Genomic DNA, 16742 nt, shown 5'->3' with positions numbered 1-16742 from the left:
AGTGAAAGCACATCCAGCTTCAATATACTGCAGGGACGATTGTTTCGGGCGGCATTGGGGATCGCTGGTAGCTTTCGTCGTGTTGCCGTGGAGGAAGAGTGATCCGATCGTGTGTAACTTCGCTGTAGGGAAACTGTTGAAGCAAGTGGTGGATACAGTTCAGGCGTGCTCGTTTCTTTTCGTCTGCTTCGACGATCCACCACGGAGCTTCGGGAATGTTGGTTCGTTCGATCATTTCTTCTTTGGCGAGAGTGTATTGTTCCCAGCGGCGGCGTGATTCCAGATCCATCGGACTCAATTTCCACTGCTTCAGCGGATCGTCAATCCGGCATTGGAAACGGAATTTTTGTTCCTGGTCACTGATCGAGAACCAATACTTGAGGAGGTGGATTCCGGACCTCACCAGCATGCGTTCGAATTCTGGAACCGTTTGAAAGAACTCTTCGCATTGTTCTTCGGTGCAGAAGTTCATGACCCGCTCAACCCCGGCCCGGTTGTACCAACTGCGGTCGAAGATCACGATTTCGCCACCAGCCGGCAAGTGTTGGACGTATCGCTGGAAGTACCATTGACTCTGTTCACGCTCCGTCGGAGCGGGCAATGCGACAACGTGGCAAACGCGTGGATTCAGTCGCTGGGTGATGCGTTTGATCGCTCCCCCTTTTCCGGCAGCATCACGACCTTCAAACAGGACTGCGATCTTAATCTTGTGCTCGACGACCCAGTCCTGCAATTTGATGAGTTCCCGCTGCAAGCGTAGAAGCTCACGAAAGTAAACCTTTCTCGGAATGCGTCCCTCTTGATCATGGCTGCCGAGCGGACCATCGAATCCAGCCAGTGCATCGCCCAGTTCGGCCTCAAACTCTTCGTCGAGGGAGTCGAGGATTTCTTCACGAGTTCGGTCGATGTCGGATTGTTGATTCTCTTCAGACATGGTCTTTCCGTTTCGTTGAAGGGGCTCGAGCACGTTACAGTTCCAAGGCTACGCGTTTGTTCATGCGAGTTCGCCGTGACTGCTATTGGAAGTAGTCACTAATCCATCCGAAAGTCGTCTCTTCGAATTGCCACGCGAACAGTGTTAGAACTTGTGATCTCCTTCCTCACCGTTCATGCACAAGAACCAATTCGACTCCCAAAATGTTCTACTCGTACCACTCCGGGACATATTCTGCGGAGAGTTTTCGCAGTTGTCGGTTGAGTAGTTCATCGGTCAGAGGCACAAAGCCTGAGTCGAGGACCGCATGCTGTCCTTGCTGCGAGAGGATGAACTTCATGACCGCGTTCACAGGCGGCGGCAACGTTTCACCGGCGGGCTTGCGTGCGTATACGAACAGCATTCGCGAGAGTGGGTATTCGCCGGTGTAGACATTCTTAAAACGCTTGGCGAGGTCCGGCGAGTCTTTGTAATCGTCGACAAAGTAGTTCAAGTATTGGCCGTCTTCATGAGGAGCAATGGCGATCGACTTGACGGCTGGAATCCGGTATCCCATTCCGCAGAATCCGATCCCGAACTCGTCTCTTCCGACTGCGTCGACGACCGCAGCAGAATCTTCGTCATCAATCAGATCCGAGCGGAACGATTCACGCTGCATGACGACATCGTGAAAGAACGTCCGTGTCCCGGAGTTTTCATTTCGTCCGTAAGTCACGATCGGTTTGTTGGGGAATGGCGGCAAGACATAGTCTCCCCAACTCTCAGATTCTGTCCCGTAGATGTCCCGAATCTGCGCGAGAGTGAGTCCTTCGATGGGATTCGACTGATTGACAAAAACAGCCAGAGCGTCGAGGCCAATCCGATACTCGACCGGGTTTTCAGAGAACTCGTTCCGAAACGCCAGTCTCTCAGCGGAAGTCATTCGGCGGCTCATCAGGGCCAATTCGCATTTACCAGAGATCAATGCTCCTGGAGCGGTTTCAGTTCCAGCAGATTCAATTGCCAGTTCGAGCCCCGGTTGGACCTCGGCGAGTTCACTTTGAACTCTCTCGAAGACGATTCGCAAAGTGTCGGACCCAGCACAGCGGACAAGACCTGTGACACCCGCTTCGGTTTCGTAGGGAGGAAGAATCGCGATTGAGTCCTTCGTCAACGGTTCGGGTTGATTAGAAGTTGAAGTCGCGTCAGCAGAGGTTGTCCCGAAGGTGGCGAGTAAAACCGGCATCCCGAAAGCGAGCACGACGCTGACGATCAAACCGGTCATCGCTTTACCAGCGTCGCTGAAGACGATGCCGGATGCCTCTTTCAGCGGACGGCATCTCAACAGCAGTGACATCGCAACTTCGCGGCCAGCTAGGAGACCCAAGAACACCCAGGTCGTGCTCATCGGCATGTTGCTGTACTCCTTGAAGTACAACAGGATCAGTCCATAGATAAAGTCGATAATCGTCGCGGAACGAATATCCTGGGTGTTGGTCTTCGTTGTGACGATGTGCTGAATCTCCCCTCCGCGACGTGAGAAGATGATCGCGTGCAGAAAGAGCATGACAATCGTGGCGAAGAAGAAGTACGCCGAATTCAGATGTCTTGGAAGGTAGACGAAAATGTTCGCGAGATCGTGCATCAACCACTGGCTCCACAGGAACGCCGTGGACGTCCATTGAAGAAGAATCCAGCGCGAGCTTGGAGGTTTGTCACACGAATCGATCATTTGCTTTTCGAAAGACTTCGAGATCAGCGTGTAGACACCGATGCCAACCAGAAACGAAAGCACATACCCGACCAGCGATTTCGTCAGCATCGCTCCCATGTTCGTCGGAGCAAAGACAGCGAGAACAAGAAACGTTGTGCTTACCGGGATTCCGAAACGAGTCAGCAACAGAATCACCAACGGAGGAATCGCGTGCAGCCACGTTAACCCGCCCGTTGGTTCCGGGAATTTGGACAAACGACCGAAGGAAACATCACCGTCGTTGACGATCCAGCCATATACGAAAACGAACAGGAGAACCGTGCAGGCAAACGCCCACAAAATCCACCAGGGGCGTTTGGAGTTGGAACTTAAGAACGTCCCAAGTGTTTGAATCGCATCGTTAGCGACAATCGAATAAGCCGCGAGTAAGAAACCAACGATTGCTACGGTGCTGGCCACGAGCAGTCTCCCCAGGAACTATCTGCCACTGTAGCGAAGAAGATAGTTTCGGTGAGACTGGCGAGTATGAATAGCGAGTTAAGTTCAAACGGAAACGTACAAAACAACGGACTCAAATGGATTCGCTGACAGCGATTTACTCGCACGACTTCGATTTTCTTGCCGAGCAGCAAGTATCTCTCGAAGAAGGAGCATTTGAGATTACGAGAGCTATTCCCACTCGATTGTGCTTGGAGGCTTGGAGCTGATGTCGTAAACCACCCGGTTGACACCTCTCACGCTGTTGATGATTCGCGTTGAGACTCGTTGCAGAAGATCGTACGGCAACCTCGACCAGTCTGCGGTCATGAAGTTGTCGGTGTCGACCGATCGAATAGCGATGACATCTTCGTAGGTGCGTGCATCGCCCATCACACCGACTGTCTGCAATGGCAAGAGCACTGCAAAGGCCTGTTGGACTTTGTGGTAGTAGTCGGAATCGTAGAGCTCTTCGATCAACACCGCGTCCGCTTCACGCAGGGTCTCCAGCCGTTCCTGGGTGATTTCCCCGAGACATCGCACTGCGAGACCGGGACCTGGGAACGGATGTCGCCAGATCAGTTTCTCAGGCAAGCCCAACTCGTGACCCATCAGGCGGACTTCGTCTTTGAAGAGCATCCGCATCGGTTCAATGAGTTCGAAGCCAAGCTGTTCAGGCAGACCACCGACGTTGTGGTGATACTTAATCGTCGCAGCTGGGCCGTCTGGATTTGCACCTGATTCAATCACATCGGGATACAGGGTTCCCTGTGCCAGAAAACGGGCATCTTCGATGCTGGCTGATTCGTCTTTGAAAACGTCGATAAACGTCTTCCCGATAATTTTTCGTTTCTGCTGAGGATCGGTCACTCCAGCGAGTGCTTGCAGGAACCTGTCCCGAGCGTCAACGACGTGCAGGTCGGTTTTAAAGTGTTCACCGAATTCGTATTCGACCTGTTCACGCTCTCCTTTTCGCAGAAGCCCATTGTCGACGAAAATACAGGTCAGTTGTGCCCCGAGTGCTTTGTACAACAAGGCAGCTGTCACCGATGAATCGACACCTCCGGACAGACCGCAGATGACTCTCGATTTGCCCACACGCTCTCGAATCGATTCAATTTCCTGCTCGATGAAGGAAGAGATTTTCCACGAACCTTCACAACCGCAAATGTTGCGAATGAAGTTGCCGAGCAGGTGCTCACCATGTTGGGTGTGCGTCACTTCCGGATGAAACTGCAATCCGTAAATCGGACGGTCTTTGTGCTTGATCGCTGCATTGGGGCAGTCGTCTGTTTCAGCAAGAACAACGAAGCTCTCGTCGAGATTTTCGACTCGATCCCCGTGACTCATCCATACGGTGAAGTTTTTGGGGAGGCCGCGGAATAGCGGGTCTTCGGCGTCACAGTTCATCTCGGTGTGACCAAATTCCCGAGACTTGCTTGGCTTCACCTCACAGCCCATCGCCCGACATTCCGCCTGCATTCCGTAGCAGATTCCTAGGACAGGGATTCCCAGATTGAAGATCTCAGGATCGACCTGCGGAGCGTTCTCGGCATATACGCTGGCCGGTCCGCCCGAGAGAATCAGACCTTTGGGAGCGAGTTCTTTGATGCGTTCCGCGGAAAGGTCATGACGAACCAGCTGGCAAAAGACTTGCTGGTCTCTCACACGACGTGCAATCAACTGCGCAGTTTGAGAACCGAAGTCTAAGACGAGAACGGTTTCCTGCTGAATATCTCCGGCACTGGTTTCAGGAGATGGAGTGGAATGCGAAGGTGAATTCATCGAGGCCACACATCAAATAAAAAAGGCCGCAAAGTGCTCGCTCAGCTTGCGGCTCGAAAAAATGGGGAATCGGGCATTGTAGCTTGTCAAGTCCCCCACGCAACACCGGATTCGAGTGCGGTTTCACCCCTCAAAGACTAAGTCGCACTACCGCCACCGCGTCCACTTTCTTCTCGTCGACATCGACTCGAACGGTGAGCTGCACAGCTCGCATGATTCCACCGGCCTCATTGTTTTCGCGTTGTTCTGAGGTCAATGGCAGGACGAACTGGTAACCTCTCCGTCGTGACTCTGTGTAATCGTGAACAAAATCTGCCTGAGCGAGCATTTCTTCGAACTCGGTAACTGGTTTTCCAATCGTTTCGTGCCGGAGTGCCTGTTCGAGAAATTTCCAGATCAGCGGATCAACGGCGTCAAAATCTAGAATTTCCAAGGCAGCCAGGTCGAAGTACTCAATCCGTTTTGGCTCAGGGCAGCAACTAGAGGCAGCCAGCATCCCTCCCAATGTCCAAATCAAATATCGCCGATTGCAAGCTCGCATCTCTGGACATCCCATCGGTTTCCCTCTTCAACGCATGGACGACACAAACCGACACAGCTACGATAGTTGTTGAGTGTGCTTCATCAGTCGCCGAAAATGCTTTGCCTTTCAATTACGGCGTCCTCCACGGAAAGGATGACGAAATGTCATATAAATTGCCAAATCTTGGAAACAATCCATCATCCACAGCTGCCGGAACCACTCCCGGAAGTTTCGCGAAAAAGTCTCACATCGCTCCCGGAGTTGAAGGACGCTGGACATTCGCTTCGCCCGATACTCCGGGCATGCCGGAGCCATCATCGAAGACCGCCTGGGACTTCCTGCCAGATGGTTGGACAACCGAGATTGTTGGCCAGGCAAGCTCATCGATTCCAGGAGAGATTGTTTTCCGTCAATCCGACGAAACATTCCGCAAAGTCACCTTCCCTGCCGACTTTCAGCCGATCACACAACTTGAGTCCGCTCGACTCGGAATTGTGACTCCGGAGATGAAGCGAGTCGCCGAACGTGAACCTCACCTGACAGCTGAACAGGTGCGAGACGAAGTTGCTTCCGGGCGAATGGTCATTCCAGCCAACCGAGTGCATCTTGAGCATCAACTTGACCCCATGTGCATCGGTCGTGCTTCGAAGACCAAAGTGAATGCGAACATGGGAGCCTCGCCGGTCTCGTCGGGGACTCATGAAGAAGTGGAGAAACTGAAGTGGGCTGAGAAGTGGGGAGCGGACACCGTTATGGACCTCTCCACTGGGGGGGACCTCGACGAATGTCGACAGGCAATTATTGAGAACTCACGAGTTCCCATCGGGACTGTCCCGATCTATTCGATGATCATCGGGCGAAAACTCTACGATCTCAACATGGACATCATTCTCGACTCGCTTCGCCATCAGGCAGCCCAAGGCGTTGACTACTTCACCATCCATGCTGGAGTTCTGCAGGAACATCTTCAGTACGTGAAAGATCGTTTGATCGGAATCGTCTCTCGTGGCGGTTCACTGCTTGCCAAATGGATGATCGACCACGGCGAGCAAAACCCGATGTATACCGGTTGGGAGCAAATCTGCGATGTGATGCGAGAATACGATGTCACATTTTCGATCGGCGATGGGCTTCGTCCGGGTGGACTTTCGGATGCAACCGACCACGCACAACTCGCCGAACTTTCAACGCTGGGCGAATTGACTGAACGTGCCTGGCGAAAAGGCGTGCAGGTGATGATCGAAGGGCCGGGGCATGTTCCCTTCGATCAGATCGAATACAACATGAAGCTCGAACGACAGCTCTGCCACGGTGCTCCGTTCTATGTACTTGGACCGCTCGTGACTGACATTTTCCCGGGTTACGACCACATCACAAGCTGCATCGGTGCGACTTCTGCTGCTTACCACGGCGCCAGTATGCTCTGTTACGTGACTCCCAAAGAGCATCTCGGGCTTCCCAAAAAGGACGATGTCAAACAGGGTTGTATCGCCTACAAAATCGCTGCTCACAGCGCCGACGTTGCACTTGGAATTCCGGGGACGCGGGACCGCGACGATGAACTCACGAAAGCCCGAGCAGCTCTTAACTGGGAGAAGCACTTCGAACTTAGTTTCGACCCGGACACAGCTCGTGCCTATCACGACGAAGATCTCGATGTCGATACCGACTTCTGCGCAATGTGCGGACACGATTGGTGCAGTGTTCGTATCAGCAAGGAAATCGTGGAGTTCGCCTCAGGTAAGGACGAGATCTACAAATGGGATCGAGCCAAAGTTTCTGAAGCTTTGAGTGAAGAACAAAAAGAGATCCTCGAAAAACGGGGCGTGCTCTCGCCAGACGAAATTCACAAGCTGGCATCGAAGACAAAGAAAGCCGTCGGCGCGACCGATGGAAAAGCGTCGTGCCACAGCGACTACACCGATTCCGTTACTGCCCAGCAAATCCAGAACGCAGAGATCGTCGAGCTCAAAGTCGAATAACGACAAATCAGTTACCATGCTGCTCTCTCAGGCGACAATCCAATCTGTAATCTGTAGCGGATGGGAGTTCTCATGCTAAACGTTGAAGTCGATCATGATGACTTAATTGCGATTCTGACTCCCGATGGCGCACTCGATGCCAGCGATTTCCAAACTGCAGCGAGAGAGATTGACCCTGTCATCGAGCAGCATGGGATGTTGAACGGACTGGTGATCTACGTCAGAAAATTTCCCGGATGGGATTCGTTTTCCGCGATTACAAGCCACTTCGAATTTGTAAAGCAACACCATCGAAAGGTGAGATGTGTGGCCTTGGTGACGGACTCGTCAATGGCCGACATTGCTGAAAAACTTGCAAGTCATTTCGTTGCAGCGGAAATCAAACATTTTCCCTACTCGGACCTCAGCGAAGCCAAGACCTGGATTCGTGAGTCCGCTGAAGGAGTGGGTTGAGATCACCGGACAGACAAGATGAGCGGGAGCTAACTCTCGCGGTCTTCGGATTGATTGTTTGATGAAGGATCGGGCCCAGAGATCTTCTGCCGATCTTTTGCGAGTTTGCGTTCTGACTTGCGCCCACGCCACGCTCCTAGAAGAAGGGTCATCGCTCCGAGCAGAAGTTCGTCGGCAAACGGGATGAAGTCCGGGACAACGAGGTCGACACCAAACAGGACTCCAACGATCAGGAAGAGCCAGGGAAACCGAAGCTTTTCGAGATATCCAAGTAGAAACGAGACGATGGGGAGTCGCATAAAAAATCACATTTTGGGTGAGGACTCTTCTCCGAAGAATCCGATATTCATCGACCCAATGTTCTCATTCCGGCCATCCCAATTGCAAGTCAAATCGTCTGCGATAAAAGATTGCAATCAGGACTCGTTCACGCTCCTTCCGGTGATTGAATGACTACCTCGCCGTGACTCAACAGTTCGCGTGTTTCTCTTTTAACGAGTTGCTGGTGCGAGTCGGTTGGAATTGAGACTTCTCCGCTGATTGTGAACTTCCCTCAGCTTGAGTATCGCTCCCGAGATATTTGGTGAGCGTCACTTCGTTTCGAGATGTGTTCCACTCGACTTGATCCATTGAAGATTCCATCAACAGCAGCCCGCGGCCAGATGGCTTCAAGATGTTTTCCTCGGCAAGTGGATTGGAGACGTCATCCAGCGAGAAGCCCTGCCCTTCATCCGTGATCGTACATTGAAAACGCTTCGGATGAACATCGACACACACCATCACCTTGCGGTCACAATAGGGGCTCGTCTGTTTGCGAAGTTTGACCAGCTTCTGAAAGGCATCCGGTTCCACAGCCTTAAGCTGAGACGAGACTTCAAGGTTGCCATGTACAATTGCATTCGTGAGTGATTCACTCAGCCCCATTTCCAGTGCGAGACGTTCTTGCTCGCTTAGCGAGTGCTGAAAGTTCACAATGCTTCTCACCAGATTGGTCGCCTTCGTGACTTCAACAGGATCACTATCGACGAGAAACCCAAAGCGTCGGTTACTCACAAGCTTTGATTGACAGCAGACGCTTTCTGGATCGAGTGAGTGCAGCACGAGACGAAGGACGTCACACGTCGACCAGTCGCGATTACTGGCTGCCCCGTCAAATGTTTTGACCGTGAAGCTTCCGTGATGCAGCGGCTGTATTGCAACAACAAGAGTTGCCGGCGAGAGAGTTGTCAGTGGATCGAACAGTCCCTTCTGCCAACTTCGAAGTGTTGAGAATGTCGTCAGCAGAATCGTCGCTGGCGCATGGGCCAGTTCCAAAGCTAGAGATTGTTCGCTTTCGGCTTCAACGACAACGACATGGTTCCACTGTTCGAGAGCTTGTTTCGCCTTCGAAAGATGGAAGTGTCCTTGCCCAGCAATGATGATTTTATTCATCGGATTGATGTCCGTTCTTGAAGCGATCCGAAAACCGGTGAGCCGAGTTGTTTCTCGAAACACTCGACAGGTCAGAACAGCTTGGAGTCGAAATCTCGACAGCATTCCTTGAATCGCAGCACTGGGAAGAAATCGTTTTCACATGGAAAACAACTCGTGTCCGCGATGCGACTTGATGAAAAAGTTGCTCTGCCCAGCTATTCAACTGTTGGTCATACAATCTCGAGTCAGTAGAAATGCTTCGACGAACAGCGCTAAGAACGAAGCCCCGAGGTCCGCTTGTAGCGATTGTTTCAACAAGCTGAGATCGACTTGAGAGAATTCATGCGTGAGGGCCAAATTCCTCGCATGTTCGCAAAAAGCGGAGCGGCACCTGGGCATTGATTGACCGAAAGAAGCTTGAGGATCGCGTACTTTGAGACGCTCAATTCCAAGCTTTGGGCGAGCGAAAGCAAGTTGCTCTTACCTGTGCACTCGCGCGAGCGGTCTCACTCATCGAGAAGCTGAGTTTGCTCGAGCGAGTCGGTGCAAACTGAATTTGAAAATGATCTAGTTATCCGCATGTGATGCGTCGAGATTTTCAAACTGTTGGATGAGCCGATCCATCTCTTGGACAACGTCATCTCCTTCGTAAAACCACAAGCCGCCCTCGACTGATACTGTCTCACCCGGCGCGCAATCGGGAAACTTGGGATCAGAGTGGATGCACGGGACTGGAGGATTGGACCAGACGCGATGATTCGGTCTCCAGTCTGTCACAATCCAGCGATTTCCAGTTGCTGATCGAATGGCGATCATTGAATCCCGTTCAATCTTTTCAAGAGGCTGTTGCCGATCGAATCCAACGGCAGCACTCAGCATCGTGCAAACCTGAACCCGCATCTCGGTTAACGGTTTCTCGGTTCGATTCGTCAGAGAAATTTTCATCCGAGCCCCAGTCTCGGCCGTTTCGACCGAGCTGGTAAAACTGATTCCATTTGGGAGAGTGCGCTCGACCAACAGACCTCCGTCGGTAGCGCTCCATTCCAGTTGAGGAAGTTGCTTCTGCTGTGTATCCCAGATCGTTGGGATGTGCGTGTGAGCAAGGTATGTGAGACCGAGGTTCGAGAAGATCGCTTCCGGGACGTCGACGACAACGTACCCTCCGTTTTCCCAAGGCGGAAAGATGCTGACTTTGGTTTCTCGCTGCGGGTTGATGGCTCCTTCCAGAAAACCGGAACGAGGATGGCGGCCACCGGGATACGGCCGAATTTTCACTTCAGTGTGTTGAGTTTCATCGCTGTCCAACTCGTCGATCGCTTGTTGGGCTTCGTCAATCGACATTCCGGTCGCTTTGCGAATTTCACCAGCTGAGTAATGATGATCAAGCACCATCGTCCGCAGCCATCGATTCCGATCTGCATCGTCTTTGAATGACCGGGAAGTCATCGCAACACTCTGCGTGTCATCAATGACCGGGAGGTTCTGATAGTACTCGAGAGCTTCTCGATACTCTGCCATCCCTTCGGCGGACAACACTTTCTCGCTGCGAGCAATTTCGTCTGTCATTCGACGCACAAGGTAAGCTCTCTCGTGTTCAATTAGGCGAACCGGTTCATCGTTGACGGACACGTACCAGGGAGCGGTGTGGACAAATCGAATTCTCCCCTGCTCTCGTGATTCCCAGAATCGAATCGCAAACCAACCCGACCGCTGTGGTTCAATGGGAAGTTCAATAACCGATCGAAAGCTCCCATTCGGGAGTTGCTGATTCTGGGCGCGAAGTAAATGTTCTGGCCGGCCGTTGATCAGAACTTCTCCGTAGAGCAGTGGTTTCTCAGAACAGACCTCAATCGAAAGCGGAATCGTCGGCTGTTGCGGATCGGACTCGGTCGACCAGGAGAATTGATGCCCAGGTTGATGACCGTCAGCTGTTGCGAAAATCATTGGACCGGTGGTCACAAACGAACGACCTGCTTGAAGCCCTCCTTTCCAATCGGAGTAGTCAAACCCCTCAGGCTGATAGACGTAGACTCGCCCAAATCCAGCAGGGACGGGATGAACTCCGTTGGCTGTCCCTGCGGAGGGAGGAAGCCGAAATCCGCAGTTCAGCAATGTGTAATACATCCCCATCGTGTAATCGATCCACTCGCGTTCACCGCCGATTTGTCTTCCGTACGGAGGAAACATTTCGCGTGGGGCTGCGGTGTTCCAATTTCGAAATGCGAATTCGGTTCTCCACATGTGGTTGTTGGCGAGTTCGTACGTTGATTCCGGAACGAGTGTCGGCAAGACCATCGCAAACGGCCAGTCGAGCTTGTCCATATCGAACAGAACTGGAGTTTGTTGCTGTGTCGCGGACTCGATCATTGGACGCCACGGAGGGACTGGCTTCGTCAATGGTACTTCTTGCCCGAGAATAAACAGTGCTCCGAGCGTGTGTGGCTGATTGGCCACACGAAAGATTTCGTATTCGGTATTCAGCGGCCAGATCACATGCGTCTGATCAACTTCCACGAGTCCATCTGGAAGTTCCGTCTGCTGGTTCTTATCACCGGCACTCGGAATCCTGTCCGAATGAGTCACCCAGTGAGTCAACGGAAAGGCGACGTTGAGATCCTCTGCCAGAAGCACCGTCTTGAGTTCATCAATCGTTCGGTGAAGGTGTGTATCGCCGGAGTACCATCCTCGCTCGGCTAGATTGATCCACCTTTCCAGCGAGACAGTCCGAGTTGTGTCTTCGTTCAGTTCGAGACGCTCGTTGTGAGAGCGGTATTCTTTTCCGCGAAAGACGGAGAGTTGATAAGCCCCTTCCGGAATCTTCGCATGGGCGGGATGAGCAGACAGACTGGTGTAGAACTCTTGCGAGTCATGGTTGTTCCAGTTGCGTTTTTCATACCGGGCGGAACTGCCAGCCCCATCGAGTGATTCGAAATAGAAAAACTCGCCATCTTCCGATTTAAGAACAACTCGCGAAGCGACAGGATCGTTCGATTCCGCATCAACAACGTTGAGCGTGAATCCAACGTCGCCGGCGCTGGCAACACAGGCAATCAGAGATCCGATGACGAACGCAAAGCTGCCGAGGATGTGGGTTACCAGAAACTGACGATCACTCTTGATGAACCGCATCCTGAATCTCCGCAATAAGTCAAAACACAAAGTATTGTGCGTGCAGTGTCGCGACACTGAACAGTTTGGACCGAAATCAACTCGCCATCCAAATGGCGAGGGCATCAGCCTCGTGAGCGGTTACCCAAATCGTGATTCGTCACTTCAGAAATCGGACGGTCAACGACTCGATTCTCCACTGACCGGGTGCTTCCACTCCGAAGTGTGGATGACTGTCGAGCCGAAGTGGCGTGCCAGCTTTGAGCAGACCAATGTCACTGAGAATCCCTGATTGATCCTTCGCATCAATATCCGCGTCGACACAGTAGATCGCCAGAGGAGATCCCTCTCCGACTCGATAGAATCCGCCACAGACACCGTTGCCAGCGACGATCGCGACAGACTCGACAATGACGTCCTTATCGAACGTGACAATCACCGATTCACCGTCGTCGACCTGTTTGAAAGCTCCGCCTTCAATTCCGACTCCGCGTGGATTCACAGAGAAGCGAGCAGGATTGTTTGACGATCCCGGAATAGCGGTGAAGGTTGAGGTGAGACCTTCAGCTTCAACGGTCACAGTCGCGTGTTCCTCGTTCTGAAAGCGCTCATTGAGATCGACGAGCGTCAGCCCGGAAGTCTCCGGGATCATCGGCATCTCTGCCCAATTGAACGCAATTCTCCGATCGCTGGCGATATCAGCGAGACGATGTCCTCCGGAATTCCTGTGTTGCTCAGCAACCGCCGACAGATGAGCAACCAAGTCTTTCAGCTCTTCGTCGTCGATTCGGTTCACTTGCTCATACGGATCAACGGCGAGATCGTACAGCTCATACGGTTGAGGAATGCCTCGGCGAATCAGGTTCGCGTCGAAGAAGATCTTCCACTGACCTTCAATTCGGTTTCCATTGACGACGGGATCATCCAAACGCATCGCACAAGCTGCCGGATCATCTGCCTCGCGATGGTCGTTGTAGAACATCGGTCGTGGAGAGAGTGTTTCTCCTCGCAGCGCAGGGAGTATGCTCATGCTGTCTTCCGCTCCCTTGGCTCCGTCCGCAGTTGAGGAAATGTCTTTTCCGTTGAGGTCTGCGAATGTCGCCATGAGATCGGTCAGGCAGATCAGCGAATCGTTCGTCACTCCCGGAGTTTCCTCGTTTCCGTCTCCGATTCCAACAGCGGGACAGGCAGCGAGGAATGGAACTCGATGGCCACCTTCGTAACACGACCCTTTATTGCTTCTCCACGGGCCGGTCGCAGTGTCTCGATTCTTTTCAGCCCCGTTGTCGCTGGTGAAGATGACAAGCGTATTATCGATCAATGCATGACCTGGCCGTCGCGGATCGGGAGTCTGTTCCAGGAAGTCGAGCATTCGACCGATGGCAACATCATTTTCATAGACGAAATCTTCTCGGTCGCCCATTTTCTGGCCACTCACACTCGTCGCGGCCCCTTTGACTGGTCGGCCATCGATCGCATTGGTGGGGGTGTAAGGCGAGTGATTGGAGTTGAAGGCATAATAGAGGAAGAATGGAGTGGCTTTAGATTCAGAGTCTTTGAGATGCCGATTGAGGAAATCAATCGCATGATCGGAGTGCCGACTTCCCAGGTCTTCGAGGATGTAAGCATTGGGACCACTCTCGACGAGTTGCTTCCCGTTCTCAGTCGCACCGATTGCAGTTCGACCATCGAGATGGCCGGGGCCAACAGTTTGTTCGGGAGTGTTTTGACGCGAGTTTGACTTCGGTCCTGACGTTCCGTGCGAACGTGAAGTGACTTTAGATTCGTCGAAACCATGATCGACCGGACTGTCGTACAGCGGGAATCTGAGGTCCGCGTCGTCCCATCCGTCGGCGGGGTGATCATCTGATTTGCGAAATCGCAGCCCGACATGCCACTTACCGACCATCGCTGTGTGATAGCCAAAATCCTGAAATTGAGTGGCGATTGTCGGTCGATCTCGTTCGATCATCGGATCCCCTTGAGCACCGAACAGAACCCAATGTTTGAGCCGGTTTCTCCAAGGATAGCGGCCAGTGAGCAGTCCGTATCGTGTCGGAGAACATCGAGAAGATGGCGTATGAGCATCGGTCATCCTGACACCCATTCTGGCGAGGCGATCCATATTGGGAGTCAGAATTTGCACTTCATCGCTGTTGCCGGTGAGGTCTTGATAGGCACTCGTGTCACCGAGTCCCATGTCATCAGCCATCATGACTACAACGTTCGGCGGCAGTTCAGAAGCTGCGAAGGTCTGACTGCTCAAGAAAGCACATGCGGACAAAAGACAGCCCGCGATGGTGAAACGATTTTGTATGAACCCCATAATTATCTCTTTCGATCAAAGAGTGAATTGGTTTCGAACGGGTGACCCCGTGTCGTTGATAGTTCAGACCGGATTGATGCTCAATTCCGTCAATTCCCGTGTCGCACCTCGGTTGGCATTCTGATCTCGACGAGGTTGTTCTACCCGGATGACTCATCTCACGGTGAGTTGTTGTCCGACGATTGACCTGATTCTGGAATTTCAGCATAGCGAAGCGACCAATTGCGGTCGTTGAATCCTTCAACAGGTGGTGGCAAAGGAATTTTCTCTCCACCCAACTCAGCTACTCCCCATGCACTTGCGGTCGGAACTCCACGCGAGAGGCTGTCTCGCAGAGCATAAACTTCCAGATACGGAATCAGTTCGGGATCGCCGGACCAAGCGATGGCGTAAACGGCCCCTTCTCGAATGTACTCAAATTCCGGGACGAGAGAGGTTGTGTCGTTCAAGCGGTCGATCCAAGCGTCGATCAATTCAGAATCCGGTTCACCAGCATGCATTTGACCGAGCGACCAGATTGCCACTCCTCGCGTCAGATCATCGGTGATCACAATGTTTCCCGGTTCCTTCTTCGGGATGAATGCACGGAGCGGCTGGTCAGCCGGACGATATTTCATCATTCCCACGAGTTCCGCGAGATGCTGTGTCTGCTCGCAAGTCAATTCGAAAGCGACGCGGTTTCGCGGGTCGAGAAAGTCGAAAATTTTGGGGGTGTTTTCGACGATCTGCTCCGTTGCCGCTGCCAGGGATTCTTCCTGTTGAAATTCTTTCAGAGCATAAGCTGCGGAAGCACCGACTTCAGGGCGATCGTGCCCCAGCAACTCCATCATTCGGGGCGTGGTCTCTTTCATCTCGAGTCCCGTAGCCAGCAGGCAAGCAAGTTCGAGTGTTCGCCACGAGTCACTTTGGAGCGATGTAAAAACTGAATTGACCACAGCCTCTTGAAGTTGTTCGTTCTGAGAACTCAGCGAGAACAAGGCATCAGCTGCGATCTGCCGGTTTGTCGGGTTGGGATCGTCGAGAAAGCTGCTGAGGATCTCGACGGTGTCGAAATCGCCGACCCGAAATGCGGAACGAATCAGTGCAAGTCGAACTCCTGCGTGTGGGTGATTTATGCCGGGCGCCAGCTCAAAATCTTCCTGAGAGAGATCGACAACCAACTGAGGGTCAATCTCCGTCAAGAGAGTGAGCAGCTTCGCTTGAACCACGGGTACGGGAGTATTGGTGAGCCCCAGAAGAACCGGGAGGGTCTCATCGTCAGAGTGGTTTTCGATCAGTTCGACAGCCAGCAACGGCGCCGTCGCGTCGTCAGTTCGGCCGGCGAGTTCCGTCGCATTGGAAATCAGGCCGGTTGAGAAAATCTCGCCCAACGCCTGAGCCGATTTCATTCTCAAGTCAGATCGCGCGCGACGATTGAGAACGATCGACTCCAACGACTCTCGTGCTTCAGTGACTTTCCCAGCTTGAACGACTTCGATGGCCAACTGCATCAGTGGGCGAATCGTGAGGGGATCTGCCAGACGCTGCAAATTGCGTTCAATTGCGGCTGACGACCCTCTCTTTGCGAGTGCAGGTTCAAGAATTTGCGCGAGGGCAAAATTTCCGTTTCTGATGACTCCTTCATATCGTTCTATATCGGTGATTGCATCCAGCTCAACGATGGCAACAGCGAGGCACTTTCGTGCGACGGGATCATCAGTTTCGAAGAAGACTTTTTCCAAGAGAGGCCCTGTCTCTTTCGGGATTCCGGGGAGTTGCTCACGGTGGGCGAGAACGAATAGTTCGGCAGCCTGGCAGATCGGGGCGCGCTCTTTCTGATTGAGAGCTTTGAACCACAACTCAGCAGGCACGTCGCGCTCTTGAATCGACGAGTGACGCAATTCGAACGCAGGAACCGTCAGGAAATTGACTGATCGACGAGGACCTGGTTCCGGATCGGTTTTCTCTTGAGCAATTACCGAACGAAACGTCCATGTCGCAGAAATCGTCGCAATAAATGCGAGTAAAAATGTCCGACCAAGCTTGCTGCCCTGACCAACCGTCAACAT

General features: G+C 52.7%; 11 protein-coding genes. 2 read left to right on the top strand and 9 right to left on the bottom strand.

Annotated features, from left to right (window positions below; genetic code table 11):
* Positions 1-19: 19 nt before the first annotated feature.
* From ppk2 to AB1L42_RS02460, 4 genes are all read right to left on the bottom strand, one after another.
* Positions 20-934 (bottom strand): polyphosphate kinase 2, encoded by a 915-nt coding sequence (ppk2, locus tag AB1L42_RS02475; protein WP_367050811.1) that lies wholly within the window; start codon positions 932-934, stop codon positions 20-22.
* 208 nt (positions 935-1142) lie between these two features.
* Positions 1143-3086, bottom strand: a complete 1944-nt coding sequence (locus AB1L42_RS02470) for a substrate-binding domain-containing protein (RefSeq protein ID WP_367050808.1) — start codon at positions 3084-3086, stop codon at positions 1143-1145.
* 210 nt (positions 3087-3296) lie between these two features.
* Positions 3297-4889: a glutamine-hydrolyzing GMP synthase gene (gene guaA, locus AB1L42_RS02465; RefSeq protein WP_367050806.1), complete on the bottom strand. Its 1593-nt coding sequence runs from the start codon at positions 4887-4889 to the stop codon at positions 3297-3299.
* A gap of 130 nt (positions 4890-5019) precedes the next feature.
* Positions 5020-5445 carry a hypothetical protein gene (locus tag AB1L42_RS02460; protein ID WP_367050803.1) on the bottom strand — a complete coding sequence of 142 codons (426 nt, stop codon included), beginning with the start codon at positions 5443-5445 and terminating at the stop codon, positions 5020-5022.
* A 128-nt stretch (positions 5446-5573) separates the two neighbouring features.
* On the opposite strand from AB1L42_RS02460, the gene thiC reads away from it, so the two are divergent.
* Complete coding sequence (thiC, locus tag AB1L42_RS02455) at positions 5574-7394, top strand: phosphomethylpyrimidine synthase ThiC (RefSeq protein WP_367050800.1); 1821 nt, start codon at positions 5574-5576, stop codon at positions 7392-7394.
* Positions 7395-7466: 72 nt separating this feature from the next.
* Positions 7467-7847, top strand: a complete 381-nt coding sequence (locus tag AB1L42_RS02450) for an STAS/SEC14 domain-containing protein (protein ID WP_367050797.1) — start codon at positions 7467-7469, stop codon at positions 7845-7847.
* Positions 7848-7876: 29 nt separating this feature from the next.
* Here AB1L42_RS02450 and AB1L42_RS02445 read toward each other — a convergent pair whose 3' ends face one another.
* The 5 genes from AB1L42_RS02445 to AB1L42_RS02425 all read right to left on the bottom strand — a co-directional run bounded on the left by AB1L42_RS02445 (position 7877) and on the right by AB1L42_RS02425 (position 16742).
* Positions 7877-8146, bottom strand: a complete 270-nt coding sequence (locus AB1L42_RS02445; protein WP_367050794.1) for a DUF6116 family protein — start codon at positions 8144-8146, stop codon at positions 7877-7879.
* A 169-nt stretch (positions 8147-8315) separates the two neighbouring features.
* On the bottom strand, positions 8316-9278 hold the full coding sequence (locus tag AB1L42_RS02440) for an ATP-binding protein (RefSeq protein WP_367050791.1): 963 nt from the start codon (positions 9276-9278) through the stop codon (positions 8316-8318).
* A gap of 549 nt (positions 9279-9827) precedes the next feature.
* Complete coding sequence (locus tag AB1L42_RS02435; protein ID WP_367050789.1) at positions 9828-12389, bottom strand: hypothetical protein; 2562 nt, start codon at positions 12387-12389, stop codon at positions 9828-9830.
* 139 nt (positions 12390-12528) lie between these two features.
* Positions 12529-14694, bottom strand: a complete 2166-nt coding sequence (locus AB1L42_RS02430) for an arylsulfatase (protein ID WP_367050786.1) — start codon at positions 14692-14694, stop codon at positions 12529-12531.
* A 158-nt stretch (positions 14695-14852) separates the two neighbouring features.
* Positions 14853-16742, bottom strand: coding sequence for a hypothetical protein (locus AB1L42_RS02425; RefSeq protein WP_367050783.1), 1890 nt, complete (start codon positions 16740-16742; stop codon positions 14853-14855).

The organism is Thalassoglobus sp. JC818, assembly GCF_040717535.1.
GTDB lineage: Bacteria > Planctomycetota > Planctomycetia > Planctomycetales > Planctomycetaceae > Thalassoglobus.
Note: the sequence above shows the minus strand (reverse complement) of the source record. Positions and strands in the feature narration are given on the sequence as shown.